Below are 18,333 nucleotides of genomic sequence, written 5' to 3'. Positions count from 1 at the left end.
TCGGCCATGGACTTCGTCTCGGTGTCGGTCTTATCCGGGCCGTCATCGCGAAGAATAGCGGCTACAGAATCAGACGTGCGGCCAGGGCCTGCCGGGTGGGATTGCAAAGGACGAACGCAGTGAAGGATCTATCCCTAGAGCCAATCGCGACCGCCTCCGTTGAGAGGGAAGTCGACGCCACTCGTGGCGGTACCGATGCGATGCCCCTTCAGAGGATCGTTGCGGAACTTGGCTTGCCATCCGAGCCTCCGGCTCTCCTGATCGGCTCGGGGCAGAACTCGGTGGCCTACGAGCTTGACGGCAGGATCCTTCGATTACCGCGTCATTGCGGCGCTGAACGCGACCTGGTGCGCGAAGCCGCGGCGCTTCGCGCGGTGCGGCCGCTTCTCCCGGTGCCGGTACCTGATCTTAAGGTGCGCCGCATCGACGGCCAATTCGTCTCGCTGCACGCCAAGATCTTGGGCGAACCGCTTTCGGACCTGACCGGCTTGAGGATAGGCGCACAGAGGGTTTTGGCCGCGGATCTTGCCGCCTTTCTAAAGGCTCTGCATTCGCTCCCCATCGACAGCGTGGAGGCCGAGCCTGCCGAGGCGTCTTCATCCGAGTGGAATGGCCTTTTGGCGCAATGCGAAGCAGTGGCCTTTCCTCTGCTTTCGCCTGATGTCGTCACCGCTCTGCGGAAGCGCTTTTCCGACTTTTTAGCGACCTGCGACGCGCTTCCGCAGTGCCTTATTCACGGGGATTTTGGGACCGGAAACATTCTCGTCGATCGCGGCAGACTTTCAGGCGTCATCGATTTCTCCGGCTGCGGCCTCGGCGACCCAGCTTACGATTTTGCGAGCCTCGCGGCAGGGCTTGGTGACCCGTTCGTCGACCTGGTGCTCGCGCACTTTTCCCCAGACACGGCGGCAAGGGATCGTATGGGTTTCTATCGAATGACCTTTCCGCTTCTCGACATTCTGTACGGCGTCGAAAACCGCGACCCGGAGACAGTCCGCGCGGGCGTGCACGCCTTTGCGGCGTAGTCCGATCATCCTCTCACCGGGATTTGCTTCGGCCCACCTCATCCGAACGCGGTTCGATGTCCGCCATTGGGCGCGATGTGGACTTCGCGCCTCGGTTGACAGCATCGAAAAAAGCCGTTCGGCTCTCGTTTTTTTGCGCAATCGGGGAACAGCGGGCCAAGCCTATTCGTTGAATGAGACGGGAAAATGTGTCGGAACGAGGAGGGGTTCGCGAAGCGATGTCGGGTGAGCCATCAAATCGCCCCGGTGCGTATATTTCGTTTCCCTACGACCGAACCATGCTGGGAGAGTTTCGGCGTGCTTTTCCCCCGGCCAGATGGAGCGACGATAGGCGCAATTGGTTTATTCCGGGCAAGACTGCCGACCGCCGGTTTACCAGATGGATGGACGGCCAATTGTCGGAACGGGATCCGTTCGGTGAAGCAAAGGGCAGGGACGCTTACGACTTCGATCCCATCGGCAGCCCGTATCTGGAGGCAGGCGATGACCTTTGCCTGCTAACACCTTTCTCCCGCACCATCGTTGAGGAATTGCGACAGGTGCCGTGGGCGCATTGGGATGACAATTCCAGGACGTGGCATGTTCCGTTCCGCTCCTACGAGGAATTGCGGAAACGGTGGCCTGTGATCGAAGCGGCCGCCCGCCGCAATGAACCGGATGCACGAAAGCAACGTCGACTTGCGTCGCGGGGGTCCGCCGAGGAACTGGAAGCGAGAAGTCGCAGCGTCGAACGAAGAAGACGACGATACCCTGTTCCTGCGGCTTTTCCACCGCGGCTCGGGCGTGCCGTCTCCACTGAAACTTACGGCGTCATAATATTCATCGGGGTTTCACAGGAGATTGTCCCTCGAACTTTCTCCTGCTCGTATCCATTCATGAACAATAGCCTGATGGAGTTTGTCTGGGCCTCCTGGCGGCCCGCAACACTGTCGGAATTGGTCTCTGTATGGCCGGCACGCACCGGTCCCGATCATCGAAGCGGCTGGTGGCTTCCAGATCTGGAGGAACTGCGGGTTTCCAGGAAGCACGCCCGAACTCGAGAGCGCCGGCGCGCGGCATCCAGCTCCCATCGGGCGATTGCCGACGCGGGACGACCAAAGGCACATTGATCGCTTTTGAAGCTGCGTCATCTACAATTGCGGGAGGCAAGACGCAGCAGAGGGTGCACGATCCATGGGAGATGGAGAGCAGGCAGAAGGCCATTCTCCGCTGACACGCCACACGATATTGCCGAAATCGTCGGGAACCAGAAGACTACCCCTCTTGTCGATCGCCACGCAACGGCGCCTTCCAACCACAAAATAGCACGGGTTGCGACTTGTTCCCGGCGGTAGGAACGTTTGAAGAACTTTCCCCTGTCACAATGCCTGTAAGCGGCCTATAAGACACGAATGGTTCAGCGAGCTGGAAGTGCAGATCTCCCTCTTCATGGCGGCAGGGTTCCCCCGTGGCTCGGCGATCGCATGACGAAGCTCGGGACGATCATCGCCGAAGCCATCGTCATCGAATACGGCCGTGACGAGTTTCTGCGCCGTCTGGCCCATCCTTTCTGGTTCCAGTCCTTCGGCTGCGTCATGGGCATGGATTGGCACTCATCCGGCATCACCACCAGCGTCATCGGCGCTCTCAAGCGCGGTCTCGCTCCTCGTTCGCGGGATCTCGGGATAAGCGTCTGCGGCGGTCGCGGACGACATTCGCGGCAGACGCCAGACGAACTGATCGCCATCGGCAACCGCGTCGGCATCGATGGTGCCGGCCTTGCGGCCACCAGCCGGCTTGTTGCAAAGGTCGATAGTGCCGCGGTCCAGGACGGCTTCGACCTCTACCTGCACGGTTTCATCGTCGCTGACGATGGCAAATGGGTGGTGGTACAGCAAGGCATGAACGGCGATAAACGCCAGGCCCGGCGCTATCATTGGTTGTCGGAGGGCGTTTCCAGCTTCGTCGACTCTCCCCATGCGGCGATCGAGGGAAAAGGTCAGGGGGAAATCGTCAATCTCGCAGACAGACGGGCTGCCGCATCACGCCACGGGCAGCTTGAGCTTTTGGCATCGCTTGGGCCTGACCGAATTGTCCGGGAAGTCGTCGCTCTGGATCCAAAGGTTAAACCGAAGGAGGCCGATCAGCCGTTGCTCCCACATCTCGTGATGCCGGCACATCACGACGTACGGGAGGAAAACGTCAACATGCGACGGCTGCATGCGACACTTTCTGCGGCTGCCGATCGCGGGCCGGAAGATTTCGAGCAGCTTTTGATGGTTCCGGGCGTCGGTGCCCGTACGGTCAACGCGCTCGCGATGGTGGCTGAAGTCGTTCATGGCGCGCCTTGCCGTTTCGCCGATCCGGCGCGGTTTTCGCTTGCGCACGGTGGCAAGGACCGCCATCCGTTTCCCGTGCCCCTCAAGGTGTACGACCACACGATCGCCGTCATGCGATCGGCCGTGACGAAAGCGCGGCTCGGACTTGGCGAGGAACTGGAGGCGCTGAAGCGTCTTGACGACCAGGCACGGCAGCTTGAAAGATACGCCACCGGCCCGGACCTTAAGGAAATTGTTGCCGGAGAGTTTCGCCACTCGCCCGAATGGGGCGGTCGCAGTGTGTTTGGATGGGAGGAGACTGGCGGATCGGCCGAGCAGAAGTCGCTGGAACCGACGCCGTCGAACGCTCACCGTCAGGCACGCTAGAAAATCGAGTGGCCGGCGCTGGTTCAGCGAGGTGAGCTTCAGCCGAGGGGCAGGAGCGAGATATTCCTTGGGGAAGGATGCCTTAGCCGATCTTCTCTCCCACCTCCAATAGATAAGCATCATAGCCGAACAACAAATCCTGGCTCAGGTCCTTGCCGTCGAACCGCGCTATAAAGTCGTCAAGGTCGGCCTGACGCGAGAAGCCCATCGCCATGGCAGACATGCTTTCGATGTCGCCCTCCTCGTCCTCGTAAGTCGCGCTCATTTCCAGGACACCCAACCGATCGAAGTTCGCTTGCATGTGGAATGAAAGCCAGACCAGGTATTCCAGCGGGTAGCCGGGATTCCTCCCGTATGTCACCACAAAGGGATAAGCTGAACGGAACCGGCTGGCCAGAACTTCGCCATCGGTGGCAAAGACGAGCAGATCGCTATCCTCATCGAGGTTGTGAAGTTCGATTGTCAAATCATGCTTGCGCAACGCAACGTAGCCGCCAAGTTGGTCCCACGGCAAGGAAGTCAAGATGATCTCGCGCCATCGTGTGATGGCGACATCGAGATCGGTGCGGACCAAGAACATGAAGAAACCCTACAGCGTCACGACACAATCAAGAGCTTTCAGACTTGCATAGTGCACGCTGTAGTCAATCGATATTAGCGCCGCCTAAATTCATGGTAACGAGGGAGTTATCATGATTTGAGAGGCGCCGGCGAACATCAGCTTCGCCGGCTGGCGGATCTATCGCCAGTATCCCCGCCCGGTATCGACCGATGACCGTCCCACGACGTAGCCGATGGTAAAGGCGAGAGCGCCGATCAGCAATCCGAGAGTGGTCGCGGTGTGAGGATGATCTGCTGCGGCAGTCGCGACAGCGCTCGTCTCTCTCTTCACTGCTTCGGTGGCTGTCTGCGCAGCTTTGCGAACGCCAGCGAGAGGTTCTTCGGGTGTGCCGGTAAAGCCGGCTTTTAGATCGTCGTCTTTGGCCATCGCCTTCTTCTCCTATCGCGTATGCAGGAGAAACCGAGGACAGCGCCATCGGTTCCGAATCCTTGGAAAGATCTTTTTTAAAGCACCAATTTGCTAGCGACCTTGTGCCCAGAGTTCTTCGGCAAAGTCCTAGTGGGTCGACAAGATCCGGTTGTTCAACGCTCCCTGATACGTCTTCCTGGTCGCAATTTTGTTCTCCAGCGACTCGAGGATGTCCTCGCAGAAGTCGACGTCGTAGAGTTCACGAATGGTCTGGAGACCACCGGGCGTGAACACGTTTATCTCAAGCAGCTTGTCGCCGACGATGTCGAGGCCGACCAGGAACATGCCATCTTCGACAAGCTTCGGGCGTAAGGTCTCGGCGATCGCCAGCATTTCCTTTGTCACATGCGCCCGTTTTGGCGTCCCACGCGCGTGAATATTGGAGCGCACGTCTCCCTTCGCGGGAACGCGCCTGAACGCAGCGTAGACGTCGCCGCGCTGCAAAGGTCGCCCGTTCATGAGAAACAATCTGGTATCTCCTTCCGACGCCTTCGGAAGGTAACATTGCGCAATGAGATAGCCGACCTCACCCACCGCATCGATGATTTGATTTAGGTTGGATTCGGTGCTGCTTCCGACCCGAAAAACGTTCTTGCCGCCAGATCCCTGTAGCGGTTTGATGATTACGCCGTCTGAATGATCGTCGATAAACGCCCTGATCTCCTCGATGTCCTTGGAAATCAAAGTGGTCGGACGAACGATGGCCGGGAAATCCTGGAAGTAAAGCTTGTCTTGCGCCAAGGCCAGACCACATGGGTCGTTGACGACGATCGTGCCTCTTTCTGCGGCAAGCCGACCAAAATTTGCACCCGCATGCGCGGCCCAGGGGCGAGTATCGGCATCCAGCGACGGATCGTTCCGTAAGAACAGAACGTCCACCTCCTCAACATTGACAAGGGCTCTTTGCTGTTCGGGCGCGATCAAAGCGCGTAGCAGTGTTTCGGACTTCTTGGGGCGTGCGTCGCCAAGATGTGCCGCCCGGATCATCAATGCGTCGTCGGGCCCAAGTATGAAATCACCCGGCGTGATGTAGAGGACCTCATGGCCACGAGCAAGCGCAGCAAGCGCCAAGGATGTTGTCGTATAGGATGGCCTTTCGGTTTCGATCGCGTTGACAAGGAAGGCGATGCGCATGGGAGCTCCTGGCTTAAGACAAGGGTGCAACCGGCCACACCCGGTACAATGGCCCCGAAGGCGACTTTAGGGGCCCGAAGCGTGTGGGGCTCGCGTTGGACCCAACCTGAAGACGACATGAAGGATCCGTTGCATTAACGCTCCTCGCTGCTACTGGTTCCTGTCAGTCTTGATTGTCTCCGCAGACGCGCCCTAACCCGATGGCCAGGGTTCCGCTAGGTGATGTCTCTAAGGTTCGGACCGGAAGGTCTGGCAAGTCTCGGACGAGGATTAAGTGCGGGCTCAGCGTCAATCTCCTGGCTATGTCCGCATGGCACACAGCCGCACTGGGGTGCCTGCACGCGGACACACCGACAGGCAGAGGGCGCTCAAGCTCCCTCTGCCTCTTAAATGGTTCAGCGCTTGTGATGGACGCTTTGCAGACCGTAAACCGGCGTCTGAATACCCTCCAATCGTGCCTTCAGTTGCAGTGACAGGTACTGCGAATAATGGCGCGATTGGTGCAAGTTACCACCATGGAACCACAGGGCATCCTGTTGCGTGGGCTTCCACATGTTGCGCTGCTCGCCCTCCCAGGGGCCGGGGTCCTTCGGCGTATCGGAGCCAAGTCCCCAGACCTTGCCGACCCTGTCGGCTGTCTCCTGGTCGATGAGATCGGCGACCCAGCCATTCATCGAGCCGTAGCCCGTCGCATAGACGATGACGTCGGCCGGGATCTCCTTGCCGTCAGCCAGTTTTATCGAGGTTTCGGTGATCTCTTCCACCTGTCCTGCGGCAAGCTTCACCTTGCCATCGATGATCAGCTGCGACGCGCCGATATCGATGTAGTATCCGGACCCGCGGCGCAGGTACTTCATGAAGAGACCTGAGCCATCCGCGCCCCAATCGAGTTGGAAGCCGGCCTTTTCCAGTGCCGCGTAGAAATCGGCGTCGCGCTCGCGCATCTTGTCGTAAAGCGGGATCTGGAACTCGTGCATGATCCGGTAGGGAAGCGACGCGAAGATGAGATCCGCCTTGCCCGTCGTTACGCCGTTGGCCAGCGCCTGTTCCGAATAAAGCCCACCGAGGCCGATATCCATCAGCGTGTCGGACTTGACGATATGGGTCGTCGAGCGCTGGATCATCGTGACGTCGACGCCCGCCTCGTACAGCGCGGCACAGATGTCGTGGGCCGAATTGTTTGAGCCGATCACAACGACCTTCTTGCCCTTGTAGCCATCCGGCCCCGGGTGCTGCGAGGAATGATGCTGGTCACCAACAAAGCGCTCACGGCCGTTGAAATTCGGAATGTTGGCCTTGCCGGACATGCCGGTCGCAAAGACGAGCTGCTTTGGCCGCAACACCACTTCCTCACCGTCGCGGTCAACGACGATGGTCCATTCCTTCGCGGCTTCGTCCCATTTTGCCGATTTGGCGGTGGAGCGTGTCCAGTAGTTCAGCTCCATCACCTTGGTATAGAATTCCAGCCAGTCGCCAATCTTGTCCTTCGGTGCGAAGACCGGCCAGTTCTTCGGGAAATCGATGTAGGGCAGGTGGTCGTACCAGACGGGGTCATGCAGGCAGAGCGACTTGTAGCGCTTGCGCCAGCTGTCGCCTGGCCGGTCGTTCTTTTCGAGGATGATGGTGGGCACGCCAAGTTGGCGAAGCCGGGCCCCGAGCGCAATGCCGCCCTGTCCGCCGCCGATGATCACGACATAGGGTTGCGTCTCATAGCCGAGCGTGCGCTCCTCGTGCTCGCGCTCCTCCTTCCAGGTTTTCGCGCCGACATTCTGGCCGTGCTTGGCGCCAAGCGGCCGGGTAAAGCCGGATTTCTCCTCGTGGCCCTTGAGTTCGGCCAGTGCCGTCAGCAGCGTCCAGATCAGGCCGTTCTTGATGCGCACGAGGCCGTAGCCGCGTCCCGTCGCAGTCTCGAACGAGATCCAGCTTTCAAGCACGCCATCCGCCTCGGTTGCTTCTTCGCCGGCGGCGACGCGCCAGTTGGAGGGTTTTGCAGAGGCAAGCTGTGCCTGAAGCATGTCGCGCACCTCGTCCCGGCCTTCGACAGTCTTGAGGTTCCAGGTGAAGGCGACGAGGTCGCGCCAGTAGCATTCCTCTGCAAAGAGGTTGACCGCATCGTCGATACGGCCGGTTTCGAGTGCAGCGCCAAGGGCATCAAGCTGTGCCTGAACGCGGGTGGTGGGGGTCTTCTCGAGCATCCTTTATCCTCCTGCTCTGTGATGACAAACGGAACGGCTCCTCAACCGTCCCGCAATGGGGACCGGCCTAACGCTTGAGGTCGATCAGTATTTTCAGGTGCGTACCGGCGGGATCGAGCAACTGGTCGAACCCTGCCGAAACAGCTTCGCTCAGTGAGACATGTTTGGTGACGATGCGGCGAGCCGGTATTTGGCCGCTCGCGATCAGGCGCGCCACGCGCGGCCAGTAGTGGGTCGGATAGGCCCAGGAACCGCGGATATCGATGTCCTTGAAGGTCACGTCGAACCAGTTCAGCGGGTTCTCGCCTGGATGAAGGCCGGTCTGCACGACGACGCCCTGCTTGCGCACCGCGCTCGCGCAGTTCTTGAGCGCATGTTCGTTGCCGACGCATTCGATGGCGACATCGCAGCCAACGCCGCCCTCGGTTTCGGCCTGGACAACATCGCTGACCTTTTCGATCTTGGGATTGATGGTGCGGACCTCGCGGAGTGCTTCCTTCGCCAGTGAAAGCCGCGTCTCGTTGAGATCGGAGAGAAAAATCTTCGACGCGCCGGCCGCCCGCGCTGCCATGGCAACGAGAATGCCGATCGGTCCTGCGCCCGTGACCAGCACGCTGTTGCCGGCGGTGACGCTGCCGCGATCGCACGCATATACGGCGACTGCGGTCGGCTCTATCAGCGCGGCTTCTTCGTCGGATAGCGCATCGGGAATGGGCTGGACATTGTAGTCGTTGAGCAGCGCCGCTTCCGCCATTCCGCCGGAGTGCCAGGATAGGCCGGCCAGTGCCAGGTTGGCGCTCAGGTGAAACAGACCACGATCGGCATAATAGTCTCCGCGGCGCGGCATGATCAGCGGCTGGACGGAGACCCTGTCGCCCGGCTTCACATGGCTAACCCCTTCGCCGATCGCCTTCACGACGCCGCCGAATTCATGGCCGAGGATCTGCGGTCCATGAGCACCCGTGAAGGGATGCGGTTCCTTCGGGATGAAGATCGGGCCATAGGCGTATTCGTGCAGATCGGTCCCGCAGATGCCGCAGAAACGATTTTCCACCAGTACCTCACCGGGGCCAGGGGCAGGCGGAGCGTCGACATCGTCAATGCGTAGGTCCTTGGCGGCGTGAAAGCGCAGAGCTTTCATTGTGTTTCCTCCTGTTTGTTCTTGCACAGGAGAGGCAGCAAGCAGCATGCCAGATCGCAACTGCGTCTATTTTGTTTGTGATATCAAAGGCTTGAAACGTGACGGGAGCGAAAGTCACCGAAAATGCAACAGTCCGGGTGCAACAGGTGTTGCAGGCGTTGCGTCAGTTGAGCCGCTTCAGACGGCGGTGGATCGTGGAACGGTTGACGCCGAGCTTTCTCGCAAGCGCCGAAACGTTGTCGCCGCAGTCCCTGAGTGCCTGGCGTAACGCATCATCCTCGCCGGGCAACGAGTGGATGGCTTCGGAGAAGAGATGTTCCGGCAGGCACTCGCTATCGATGAGACCATTTTCGGAAAGGGCCGCGGCCACGCGCAGAACATTGGAAAGCTCACGCAGATTTCCGGGCCATTCATGCGCGAGCAAGGCCGCCCGAGCCGTCTTGTCGATGCGGTAGGACTCGTGGTTCTCCTTCTCGACACGAGCGCGTAATTGGTCGATCAGCCAGCTAAGATCCTGACGCTCTCGCAAGGCGGGGAGCGAGAGCGTTGCTGCGTTCAGGCGGTAATAGAGGTCTTCCCGGAAACGGCCCTGCTTAACCAGTTCCGCCAGATCGCGGTGGGAGGCGGAGACGACGCGCAGGCGGATTGGCCGGGCCTTCAGCGCCCCAATCGGCTGAATCTCATTTTCCGAGAGCACGCGCAACAGCCGGCTTTGCAGCGTGAACGGCATGTCGCCGATCTCGTCGAGGAACAGGGTGCCACCGTCCGCATCCTCGATCAGGCCGCGCTTACCTTTCTGGCTGGCGCCCGTGAAGGCACCGGGTGCGTAGCCGAACAGTTCGGATTCGATGAGATGTTCGGGAATGGCTGCGCAATTTACGGCGACGAAGTTGCCATTGTCGCCGCAGCTGTCATGGATCGCGCGAGCAAGATACTCCTTGCCGCTGCCCGTCTCCCCTTGAATGAGAATTGGGATGCGGCGTGTGGCCAATTTTGCCGCGCGGGTCTGCACCCGTTCCATTGTCGCGTCGCCCTGGCTGAGATCGCGCAGGGCTCGGGGGAGGCGCGCTTCGGGCGCGGCGGGCGTGCGCAGGCTGACGACGGGCGCGATGGCGCTGGCGAATAGGACTAGGCCGCTCTTGGCTCTCAGCAAGCGTTCGCCGTTCGGACGACCGCGCATGAAGTTGGGCAAATCGTCCACGTCGATATCGAACACCTCCGAGAGCGGAAGGCCGAGGAAATTGCGTGTCTGGAGGCCGCGGATGTTCATCGAGCGGGCGAGTGCGCCGAAGCCACCATGGGTCATGCCGGTGATGCGGCCGCTGCCGTCGAGGGCGATGGCGGCGTCCGGGTCGACATCCAGGAATTCCGGGGAGCGGGCAAGCCGCAGGACCCAGTCGTTGCGGGTGCGGGTCATGAGGTTGGCAAGCTCGATCCGCCGCGCAGTGGCGGATACCAGATGCAGCGCCAGCTGCTGGCTTGCCTTGGCAGTGGGCGACCGGAGCTGGGAGATGTCGAGCACGGCGGTCAGATCGCCAAGCGTGTCGAAGACCGGCGCCGCCGTACAGGTCAGCCCGATATGGCTCGCGTCGAAATGGTCGTCCTGATGGATGATGACCGGCTGGCCGGAGACGATGCACGCCCCGACGGCACAGGTGCCCGCCCGGCTCTCAGACCACTCCGAGCCGAGATAGAGGCCCGCCTTGCGCAGCTGATTGTCGAAGGTCGGATCCCCCATGAAATCGACGGTGACGCCGCGGGCATCGGACAGCAGCAGGACATAGTTCTGTTCGGCGACTTGGTTGAACAGCCCTTCAAGCCCGGAACGCCCGATGCGGATCAGTTCTTCCGCCTGTTCGCGATGCTCGCGCAGCTTCGATCCCGGAACGATATAGGCTTCCTGCGCGATCGTCGGATCCAGCTTGTAATCATTGAGGCAGCGAAGCCAGGATTGGACGACGGGCTCGTCGCGTGGGCTCGCGGCCCCGGAGGCGACTCGTTCTATCTCACGAATATGCGACAGCGACGTCGACATCGAGCGCCCTCCTGACGGGAAAGCTGACACACTCTCATCGACAACGTCAAGCCAACGGTGGGCGGTGACGTGCGTCAGCCAAGCGCTTGCCGACGAGGCCTATCGAGGTCTGGGCTGCACGTCGTTGAGATCGGCAGCGTTCTGGCATTAACACCCCATTGCCTGAGTGCTTCCCATCCCATGCGCGATAGCCCTAGGATATGGGGTTCTCTGCCCCTTCCTCCGTCTGGAGGTAGCTGATCACGGCGTCGGCGATCATTCGGCGATGGCGGCCGATCGTGGCCGATTCGGAAAGATCCCTGCGAAAGATAGTTCCGAATGTATATCGGTTCGAAACCCGGAAGAAGCAGAAGGCACTGATCAGCATATGCACATCTATCGGGTCGGCCTTTCGCTTGAATGCACCCTCAGCGATACCGCGTTCCAGAATGCCCGCGATCGTTTCGATGACCGAGACATTCAGATCACGGATCGCTTCCGACCGCAGCATATGCGCTGCGTGGTGGATGTTTTCGATGCTGACCAATCGCACAAAGTCGGGATTGGCCTCGTCGTGGTCGAATGTGCTGGAAATTAGCGTACGCAACGCCTCTTCCGGGGCAAGGCTTGAAAGCTTCAGGTCCTCCTCGAGCGTGCGGATCTTGCGATAGGCGCGCTCAAGCACGGACAGGTAAAGTCCCTCCTTGCCCCCGAAATAGTAATAGATCATGCGCTTGGAGGTTCGGGTCCGTTCTGCGATCGCGTCAACGCGTCCGCCCGCAAGGCCGTGTGTGGAGAACTCTTCCGTGGCGACGACAAGGATGTCTTCCTTGGTGCGTTCCGGATCGTTCTTCCGACTTGCCTCAACCCGCCCCGCCATTCTTTTTGATCACTCCCCCGGCACTCGCCGAAATTTTCCAATGAAACCAAATCGAAACGGGCGAGCGCAGAGGCTCGCCACACCGCCTCCCGTGAGATTCATATTGAGGTTACGGGGGTCTTTCAAGAGAGTCTGCTTGACATACGTACTAGTTCGTACATTTTGTAGTGGCGAAGACGACTTGAGGAGGATGTGTTCGCACCGGTGCCCTAACGCCGCCCCGTGACGCCAATGTGATGCGCGGGCGCCAAGACGGCACTCCGCTTTGGGAGGAGCGCATGATCCGCATTATCGATTTCTATTTCTTCGCGCTGAAGGTGGCGATTGCCTTGCTGCTTGCCGGCATGGTCGTCCTCGTCTTCGGCAACGTCGTTTTGCGCTATGCGTTCAATCAGGGCATCACGGTCTCGGAGGAGCTATCACGCATCTTCTTCGTCTGGCTCACGTTTCTTGGCGCCGTGGTTGCCTTGCGCGAACACGGGCATCTCGGCGTTGATACGCTCATCAAACGACTGCCGCCGGCCGCCGCGAAGGTCGCGGTGCTTCTTGGCCATGTGTTGATGCTCTACGCTACCTGGCTGATGATCAGCGGCAGCTGGACGCAGACGCTCATCAACCTGCATGTCGGCGCGCCTGCGACTGGGCTTTCCATGGGCTTCTTCTACGGGGCCGGTCTCGCCTTTGGGGTACCCGCATTCCTCATCCTGCTTGCCGACGCTTTCGCCATCGCGACCGGACGCATCGACGTGACGACGGCGGAACTGGTGCGCGACAGCGAAGACGAAGTGGCGCTTGACCCACACCCCACGGCCACGCTCGGGCCGCTGCCCGTCAAACGCTGAGGACGAGCCGATGACGGTCACCATCTTCCTTGGCGCACTTCTCGGCCCCATGGCGCTCGGCGTGCCGATTGCATTTGCGCTGATCATCAGCGGCGTCGCCCTGATGCTCTTTCTCGGGCTCTTCGATGCACAGATCGTCGCCCAAAATGTCTTGAACGGCGCCGACAGCTTTCCGTTGATGGCCGTGCCCTTCTTCCTGCTTGCAGGCGAGGTCATGAACACCGGCGGGCTTTCCCGCCGCATCGTCGCCCTGGCGATGGCCATGGTCGGTCACATCCGCGGCGGCCTCGGCTTCGTGGCGATCTTTGCCGCCTGCATTCTTTCCAGCCTCTCTGGTTCAGCTGTCGCCGACGCGGCGGCCCTTGGCGCGCTGCTTCTGCCGATGATGCTGAAGAGCGGTCATGATCCGGCGCGCGCCGGAGGGCTGCTTGCCTCTGCATCGATCATCGGGCCTATCATTCCGCCGTCGATCGGCTTCATCCTCTATGGTGTGGTTGGCGGCGTCTCGATCACCAAACTCTTTCTTGCGGGCATTTTCCCGGGTTTGATGATCGCCGCGGCCCTTTGCATCACTTGGCTTATCGTCGCTCGCAAGGAGCAGTTCGAGCTCCCGCCAAGACAAAGCGCCCGCGTGCGGCTTGGAGCGCTGCTCGACAGTGTCTGGGCGCTTCTGTTGCCGGTGATCATCATCGTTGGTCTGAAGTTTGGTGTTTTCACGCCAACCGAAGCCGGCGTTGTTGCGGCGGTCTACGCCCTGTTCGTCTCGATGGTCATCTACCGCGAATTGACGCCAGGCCAGCTCTTCCATGTCTTCGTAGCGGCCGCGAAAATTACATCCGTCGTGATGTTCCTGGTTGCCTGCGCTGCCGTTTCCGCCTGGCTGATTACGGTTGCAGACGTCCCCGGTGCGCTTGCCGCGCTTGTCGAACCGCTGATGGACAACCAGACCCTTTTGCTCATCGCAATCATGGTCCTGATCGTCGTCGTCGGGACAGCGATGGACATGACGCCGACGATCCTCGTCATGACGCCGGTTCTGATGCCGATCATCAAGCAAGCGGGGATCGACCCGGTCTATTTCGGCGTGCTGTTCATCATCAACAATTCGATCGGCCTGATCACCCCGCCAGTGGGCACCGTTCTCAACGTTATCTGCGGCGTCTCGAAACTGACGATGGAGGACCTGATGAAGGGCGTGTGGCCCTTCCTCATTGCCGAACTGATCGTCCTTTTCCTGCTCGTCCTGTTCCCAGAACTGGTGACCGTACCGGTCTCCTGGTTTGGGCACTGACGGCAACTTTTTATTGCGCTTCAACAGGCCGGCGGGATTACCGGCTCAATCTGGGAGGATAACATGTTGAACCGATTGACAAAAATGGCACTGGGCGTCGCCCTGCCGATCGTTTTGTTTGCAGCAGCGCCAACGCTTGCAGAGATACGCGACCAGACCATCAAGTTCGCGTCAGCCAACAACAAGGGTCACCCCCAAGTGACGGGCATGGAGAAGTTCGCCGAGCTCGTGAATGAAAAGAGTGGCGGCAAGATCGAGGTGAAGCTGTTCCCCGGCGGCACGCTTGGTGGTGACGTGCAGACCGTCTCCGCCCTCCAGGGCGGCGTTATCGAGATGACCGTGTTGAACGCCGGTATTCTTGCCAACAACGCCAAGCAATTCGGTGCCGTCGACCTTCCTTTCCTCTTCAATAGTGGCGAGGAGGCGGACAAGGTGATGGATGGCCCCTTTGGCGAGAGCCTCAGCAAGCTTTTGCCCGATACCGGCCTAGTCGGACTTGGATACTGGGAACTCGGCTTCCGCAATCTCACGAACAATCGCCATGCAGTGACCAAGCTTGAAGACATCAAGGGCCTTAAGATCCGCACGATCCAGTCCCCGATCCCGATCGAGCTCTTCAACACGCTCGGGGCCAACGCCGTGCCGCTGCCCTACACCGAACTCTATACAGCGCTCGAGACCGGAACGGTCGATGGCCAGGAAAACCCCGCCGCAAACATCCTGAACGCCAAGTTCTACGAAGTGCAGAAATACATGACGCTGACCCGTCACCAGTACAATCCGCAGATCGTGCTCGTCAGCAAGAAGTTCTGGGACGGCCTGAACGACGAGGAAAAGACCGTGCTGCAGGCGGCCGCGACCGAGGCCCGCGACTATCAGCGCAAGGTCTCGCGCGAGGCGGATACCGCAGCCCTTGAGGAAATCCGCAAGACAGGCATGGAGGTCAGCGAATTCAGTCCCGAGGAGACGCAGAAGCTGCGCGACGCCGTCAAGCCGGTGATCGAGAAGTTTAGCGCCGAGATCGGCGCTGACACCGTGCAGTTGTTGTTCAAGGAGATAGGTGCCGCGCGGGGCCAGTAACCGCGCGAATACTTCGGCCCGCCCGCAAAGTCGCGGCGGGCCGAAGGCTGGCTGCCCTTTGCAACGGGCTCAGAAGATGGAAACGGAAACAATGTCCGAAACGCTTGTAAGACCCTTGAAGGCGGGCCTGATCGGTGCAGGCATCCAGGCCTCGTTGACGCCCGCCATGCACATGGCCGAAGGTGCAGCTCAGGGACTCCGCTATGCTTATGAGCTTATCGATCTTTCCGAAATTGGTGCGACGGAAAATGATCTGCCGCGGCTGCTCGCCGACGCTGAGAGGCAGGGGTTTGCCGGCCTCAACATAACCCATCCGTGCAAGCAGGCGGTCATTGCCCATCTCGATGAACTCTCGCCAGACGCACACAGGCTTGGTGCCGTCAACACGGTCGTGCTCACGGGAGGGCGACGATATGGCCACAACACCGATTGGTGGGGCTTTGCCGAAGGCTTCAGGCGCGGATTGCCCGATGCAGATCTTTCCTCGGGCGTGCAACTGGGAGCAGGAGGTGCGGGCGTCGCAACAGCCTATGCCGCGCTTTCGTTTGGCCTGAAGCGTCTCATCGTTTTCGATCGCGAGCCGGAACGGGCGCGATTGCTTGCCGCGATGCTGACCGCCTTGTTTCCAGAAGCCGACATCACCGCCGGTACGGACCTTTCTGTTGCGATGCGATCGGCATCCGGGTTGATTCACGCCACGCCGACCGGCATGGCGAACTATCCCGGGATGCCGCTTGACGCCGAACTTCTCGATCCGCGGCACTGGGTCGCCGAGATCGTCTATTTCCCGCTCGAAACGCCGCTGCTTTCAGAAGCGAGGCGACGCGGATGCCGCACGCTCGACGGTGGGGGAATGGCGGTATTCCAGGCAGTTGGCGCTTTTCGCCTGTTTACAGGTCTTGAGCCCGACACAAAGCGGATGCTTGCCCATTTCAAGGCAATGACCGGCTGATTCCTGAAAATCCAGCGAGGAGCAAGTGATGAAGACCTCGATAGCAACGGTTTCGCTCAGCGGCGACCTCAAGGACAAGCTGCGTGCCATCGCCAAGGCGGGCTTTGCCGGTGTCGAAATCTTCGAGAACGATTTCCTCGCCTTTGACGAGAGCCCGCGTCAGGTCGGCCGCATGGTGCGAGATTTCGGTTTGGAGATCAGTCTGTTCCAGCCGTTCCGGGATTTTGAGGGCATGCCGGAGCCGTTGAGAGCCCGAACGTTCGACCGTGCCGAGCGCAAGTTCGACTTGATGGAGGAGCTTGGCACGGACCTCGTCCTTGTCTGTTCCAATGTCTCGCCGGCTGCCGTTGGTGGCATTGACAGGGCGGCCGCGGACTTTAGCGAACTCGGCGAAAGGGCCGCAAAGCGGGGCTTGCGCGTCGGTTACGAAGCGCTCGCCTGGGGACGTCATATCAGCGATCATCGAGACGCCTGGGAAATCGTCCGACGCGTCGATCACCCGAGTATCGGGCTGATCCTTGACAGCTTTCATACGCTGTCGCGCAAGATCGAGATCAACTCGATCCGCTCCATCCCGAAGGAGAAGATCTTCATAGTCCAGTTGGCCGATGCCCCACTGATCGACATGGATCTGCTGTATTGGAGCCGGCACTTCCGCAATATGCCGGGCGAGGGCGATCTCCCAGTGACAGACTTTACCCGCGCGGTGGCGGCAACTGGATATGACGGCTATCTATCGCTCGAAATCTTCAACGACCAATTTCGTGGAGGCAATGCCAATGCGATCGCTGTCGACGGATATCGCTCGCTGATCTATCTCGGGGATCAGGTTAGGCGCGCCGAACCGGATACTCGTTTGCCGGTCCCCATAATGCCCCCCCGCGCCGACGTGAGAGGTGTAGCGTTCGTGGAGTTCAGTGCCTCGGAAGAGGAAGCAAGCGAACTCGAAGCGTTGCTCGTTTCAATCGGATTCACGAAAACAGCACAGCATCGGACGAAACAAGTGGTGGTTTATCGCCAGGGCGCCATCAACTTGGTGGTCAACACCGAGCGCGAAGGCTTTGCCAGCGCTTCCTATCTCGTTCACGGCACGTCCGCCTATGCCTTCGGCCTCATGGTGGATGATGCTGCGGCGACGGTAGAAAGGGCACGGGTGCTTGGGGCAGAACCATTCGAGCAGCCGGTTGGTCCAGGCGAGCTCGTGGTTCCGGCGATCCACGGAGTGGGCGGAGGGCTCATCTATTTTCTGGACGACAAATCCGAGCTCTCCAAGATCTGGGAGATCGAGTTTGAGCCAGTGCGCGACGGCGGCTCTGTCATCGCGGCCGGATTATGCTCCATCGATCACATCGCTCAGACCGTAAAATATGAGGAAATGCTAACCTGGCTGCTCTTCTACACATCGCTACTCGATGCTCATAAGACGCCGATGATCGACATCGTCGATCCAGCAGGCATCGTTCGCAGCCAGGTCGTGGAAAATGACGCCGGCACGTTGCGCCTGACACTGAACGGCGCGGAAAATCGCAACACGCTGGCCGGCCGGTTCATCGCCGAAACCTTCGGTTCCGGCGTCCAGCATCTGGCCTTTGCCACCAATGACATTTTTTCGACTGCGCAGGCATTGCGCGCCAATGGTTTCAAGGCGCTACCGATTTCGCCGAACTACTACGATGACGTTGAAGCGCGCTTCGGTCTCGACGTTCAACTCGTCGAAAGGCTGAAGTCCGAAAACATCCTCTATGACCGCGACGAGGACGGCGAGTATTACCAGCTCTACAGCCCGACCTTTGGCGAAGGTTTCTTCTTCGAGATCGTCGAAAGACGGAGCTATCGCGGCTACGGAGCCGCCAACGCGATTTTTCGCATTGCAGCGCTACGAAAGTACCTGAGGCCAGAGGGGCTGCCAAAAGGCTGACAGCCTAGCGATGGTAATTCTTTCCGTTGCTAGGGAAAGTTCGCGCCCGGTTCCCGGCCGATGGCATGCCCTATGCTGAAATCCTTTGGCGCACGACCCTTCAACCGGTCAAGCCGCGTGCGAACGGACCCTGGCCGCGAGCAGTCG

General features: G+C 59.9%; 15 protein-coding genes. 8 read left to right on the top strand and 7 right to left on the bottom strand.

Features of this window, described 5'->3' with window-relative positions; translation table 11 throughout:
- The first annotated feature begins 233 nt into the window (after positions 1 to 233).
- The 3 genes from ASD63_RS28855 to ASD63_RS28850 all read left to right on the top strand — a co-directional run bounded on the left by ASD63_RS28855 (position 234) and on the right by ASD63_RS28850 (position 3,709).
- The gene (locus ASD63_RS28855) at positions 234 to 1,025 is read left to right on the top strand and encodes a phosphotransferase (protein WP_162253366.1); all 792 of its coding nucleotides are present in this window, start codon (positions 234 to 236) and stop codon (positions 1,023 to 1,025) included.
- 218 nt (positions 1,026 to 1,243) lie between these two features.
- Positions 1,244 to 2,134, top strand: coding sequence for a hypothetical protein (locus tag ASD63_RS34620; RefSeq protein WP_200953546.1), 891 nt, complete (start codon positions 1,244 to 1,246; stop codon positions 2,132 to 2,134).
- A 282-nt stretch (positions 2,135 to 2,416) separates the two neighbouring features.
- A complete protein-coding gene (locus ASD63_RS28850; RefSeq protein WP_060530148.1) occupies positions 2,417 to 3,709 on the top strand; it encodes a DUF763 domain-containing protein in 1,293 nt (430 codons plus the stop codon).
- Positions 3,710 to 3,791: 82 nt separating this feature from the next.
- On the opposite strand, the gene ASD63_RS28845 is transcribed toward ASD63_RS28850, so the two are convergent.
- From ASD63_RS28845 to ASD63_RS28815, 7 genes are all read right to left on the bottom strand, one after another.
- Positions 3,792 to 4,289 carry a hypothetical protein gene (locus tag ASD63_RS28845; protein ID WP_034796517.1) on the bottom strand — a complete coding sequence of 166 codons (498 nt, stop codon included), beginning with the start codon at positions 4,287 to 4,289 and terminating at the stop codon, positions 3,792 to 3,794.
- Positions 4,290 to 4,448: 159 nt separating this feature from the next.
- Positions 4,449 to 4,697: a hypothetical protein gene (locus ASD63_RS28840; protein WP_034796515.1), complete on the bottom strand. Its 249-nt coding sequence runs from the start codon at positions 4,695 to 4,697 to the stop codon at positions 4,449 to 4,451.
- 129 nt (positions 4,698 to 4,826) lie between these two features.
- Entirely contained in the window at positions 4,827 to 5,873 is a 1,047-nt protein-coding gene (locus ASD63_RS28835) for a glutathione synthetase (RefSeq protein ID WP_029742886.1), read from the bottom strand.
- 395 nt (positions 5,874 to 6,268) lie between these two features.
- Positions 6,269 to 8,068 carry an NAD(P)/FAD-dependent oxidoreductase gene (locus ASD63_RS28830; RefSeq protein ID WP_034796504.1) on the bottom strand — a complete coding sequence of 600 codons (1,800 nt, stop codon included), beginning with the start codon at positions 8,066 to 8,068 and terminating at the stop codon, positions 6,269 to 6,271.
- 67 nt (positions 8,069 to 8,135) lie between these two features.
- Positions 8,136 to 9,209: a 2,3-butanediol dehydrogenase gene (locus ASD63_RS28825; protein WP_029742884.1), complete on the bottom strand. Its 1,074-nt coding sequence runs from the start codon at positions 9,207 to 9,209 to the stop codon at positions 8,136 to 8,138.
- 163 nt (positions 9,210 to 9,372) lie between these two features.
- Complete coding sequence (locus ASD63_RS28820; protein ID WP_060530147.1) at positions 9,373 to 11,244, bottom strand: sigma-54-dependent Fis family transcriptional regulator; 1,872 nt, start codon at positions 11,242 to 11,244, stop codon at positions 9,373 to 9,375.
- Between the two features lie 193 nt (positions 11,245 to 11,437).
- Positions 11,438 to 12,103 (bottom strand): TetR/AcrR family transcriptional regulator, encoded by a 666-nt coding sequence (locus ASD63_RS28815; protein WP_060530146.1) that lies wholly within the window; start codon positions 12,101 to 12,103, stop codon positions 11,438 to 11,440.
- Positions 12,104 to 12,381: 278 nt separating this feature from the next.
- On the opposite strand from ASD63_RS28815, the gene ASD63_RS28810 reads away from it, so the two are divergent.
- The 5 genes from ASD63_RS28810 (at position 12,382) to ASD63_RS28790 (ending at position 18,186) form a co-directional block, all read left to right on the top strand.
- Entirely contained in the window at positions 12,382 to 12,945 is a 564-nt protein-coding gene (locus ASD63_RS28810) for a TRAP transporter small permease (RefSeq protein ID WP_034796497.1), read from the top strand.
- 10 nt (positions 12,946 to 12,955) lie between these two features.
- Positions 12,956 to 14,236, top strand: a complete 1,281-nt coding sequence (locus ASD63_RS28805; protein ID WP_060517979.1) for a TRAP transporter large permease subunit — start codon at positions 12,956 to 12,958, stop codon at positions 14,234 to 14,236.
- Between the two features lie 63 nt (positions 14,237 to 14,299).
- The gene (locus ASD63_RS28800) at positions 14,300 to 15,316 is read left to right on the top strand and encodes a TRAP transporter substrate-binding protein (protein WP_060530145.1); all 1,017 of its coding nucleotides are present in this window, start codon (positions 14,300 to 14,302) and stop codon (positions 15,314 to 15,316) included.
- A 91-nt stretch (positions 15,317 to 15,407) separates the two neighbouring features.
- The gene (locus ASD63_RS28795; RefSeq protein WP_060530144.1) at positions 15,408 to 16,268 is read left to right on the top strand and encodes a shikimate dehydrogenase; all 861 of its coding nucleotides are present in this window, start codon (positions 15,408 to 15,410) and stop codon (positions 16,266 to 16,268) included.
- Between the two features lie 28 nt (positions 16,269 to 16,296).
- Entirely contained in the window at positions 16,297 to 18,186 is a 1,890-nt protein-coding gene (locus tag ASD63_RS28790) for a sugar phosphate isomerase/epimerase and 4-hydroxyphenylpyruvate domain-containing protein (protein ID WP_060530143.1), read from the top strand.
- Positions 18,187 to 18,333 lie beyond the last annotated feature (147 nt).

It is taken from the genome of Ensifer sp. Root558 (assembly GCF_001427045.1).
GTDB lineage: Bacteria > Pseudomonadota > Alphaproteobacteria > Rhizobiales > Rhizobiaceae > Ensifer > Ensifer adhaerens.
This window is presented reverse-complemented; position numbering and strand designations above follow the sequence as displayed.

Bases quoted from the DNA above. Each gene is read 5' to 3' on its own strand.
- ASD63_RS34620 (WP_200953546.1), top strand. From the start codon at position 1,244: ATGTCGGGTGAGCCATCAAATCGCCCCGGTGCGTATATTTCGTTTCCC.
- ASD63_RS28850 (WP_060530148.1), top strand. From the start codon at position 2,417: ATGGTTCAGCGAGCTGGAAGTGCAGATCTCCCTCTTCATGGCGGCAGG.
- ASD63_RS28845 (WP_034796517.1), bottom strand. From the start codon at position 4,289: ATGTTCTTGGTCCGCACCGATCTCGATGTCGCCATCACACGATGGCGC.
- ASD63_RS28840 (WP_034796515.1), bottom strand. From the start codon at position 4,697: ATGGCCAAAGACGACGATCTAAAAGCCGGCTTTACCGGCACACCCGAA.
- ASD63_RS28835 (WP_029742886.1), bottom strand. From the start codon at position 5,873: ATGCGCATCGCCTTCCTTGTCAACGCGATCGAAACCGAAAGGCCATCC.
- ASD63_RS28830 (WP_034796504.1), bottom strand. From the start codon at position 8,068: ATGCTCGAGAAGACCCCCACCACCCGCGTTCAGGCACAGCTTGATGCC.
- ASD63_RS28825 (WP_029742884.1), bottom strand. From the start codon at position 9,209: ATGAAAGCTCTGCGCTTTCACGCCGCCAAGGACCTACGCATTGACGAT.
- ASD63_RS28820 (WP_060530147.1), bottom strand. From the start codon at position 11,244: ATGTCGACGTCGCTGTCGCATATTCGTGAGATAGAACGAGTCGCCTCC.
- ASD63_RS28815 (WP_060530146.1), bottom strand. From the start codon at position 12,103: ATGGCGGGGCGGGTTGAGGCAAGTCGGAAGAACGATCCGGAACGCACC.
- ASD63_RS28810 (WP_034796497.1), top strand. From the start codon at position 12,382: ATGATCCGCATTATCGATTTCTATTTCTTCGCGCTGAAGGTGGCGATT.
- ASD63_RS28805 (WP_060517979.1), top strand. From the start codon at position 12,956: ATGACGGTCACCATCTTCCTTGGCGCACTTCTCGGCCCCATGGCGCTC.
- ASD63_RS28800 (WP_060530145.1), top strand. From the start codon at position 14,300: ATGTTGAACCGATTGACAAAAATGGCACTGGGCGTCGCCCTGCCGATC.
- ASD63_RS28795 (WP_060530144.1), top strand. From the start codon at position 15,408: ATGTCCGAAACGCTTGTAAGACCCTTGAAGGCGGGCCTGATCGGTGCA.
- ASD63_RS28790 (WP_060530143.1), top strand. From the start codon at position 16,297: ATGAAGACCTCGATAGCAACGGTTTCGCTCAGCGGCGACCTCAAGGAC.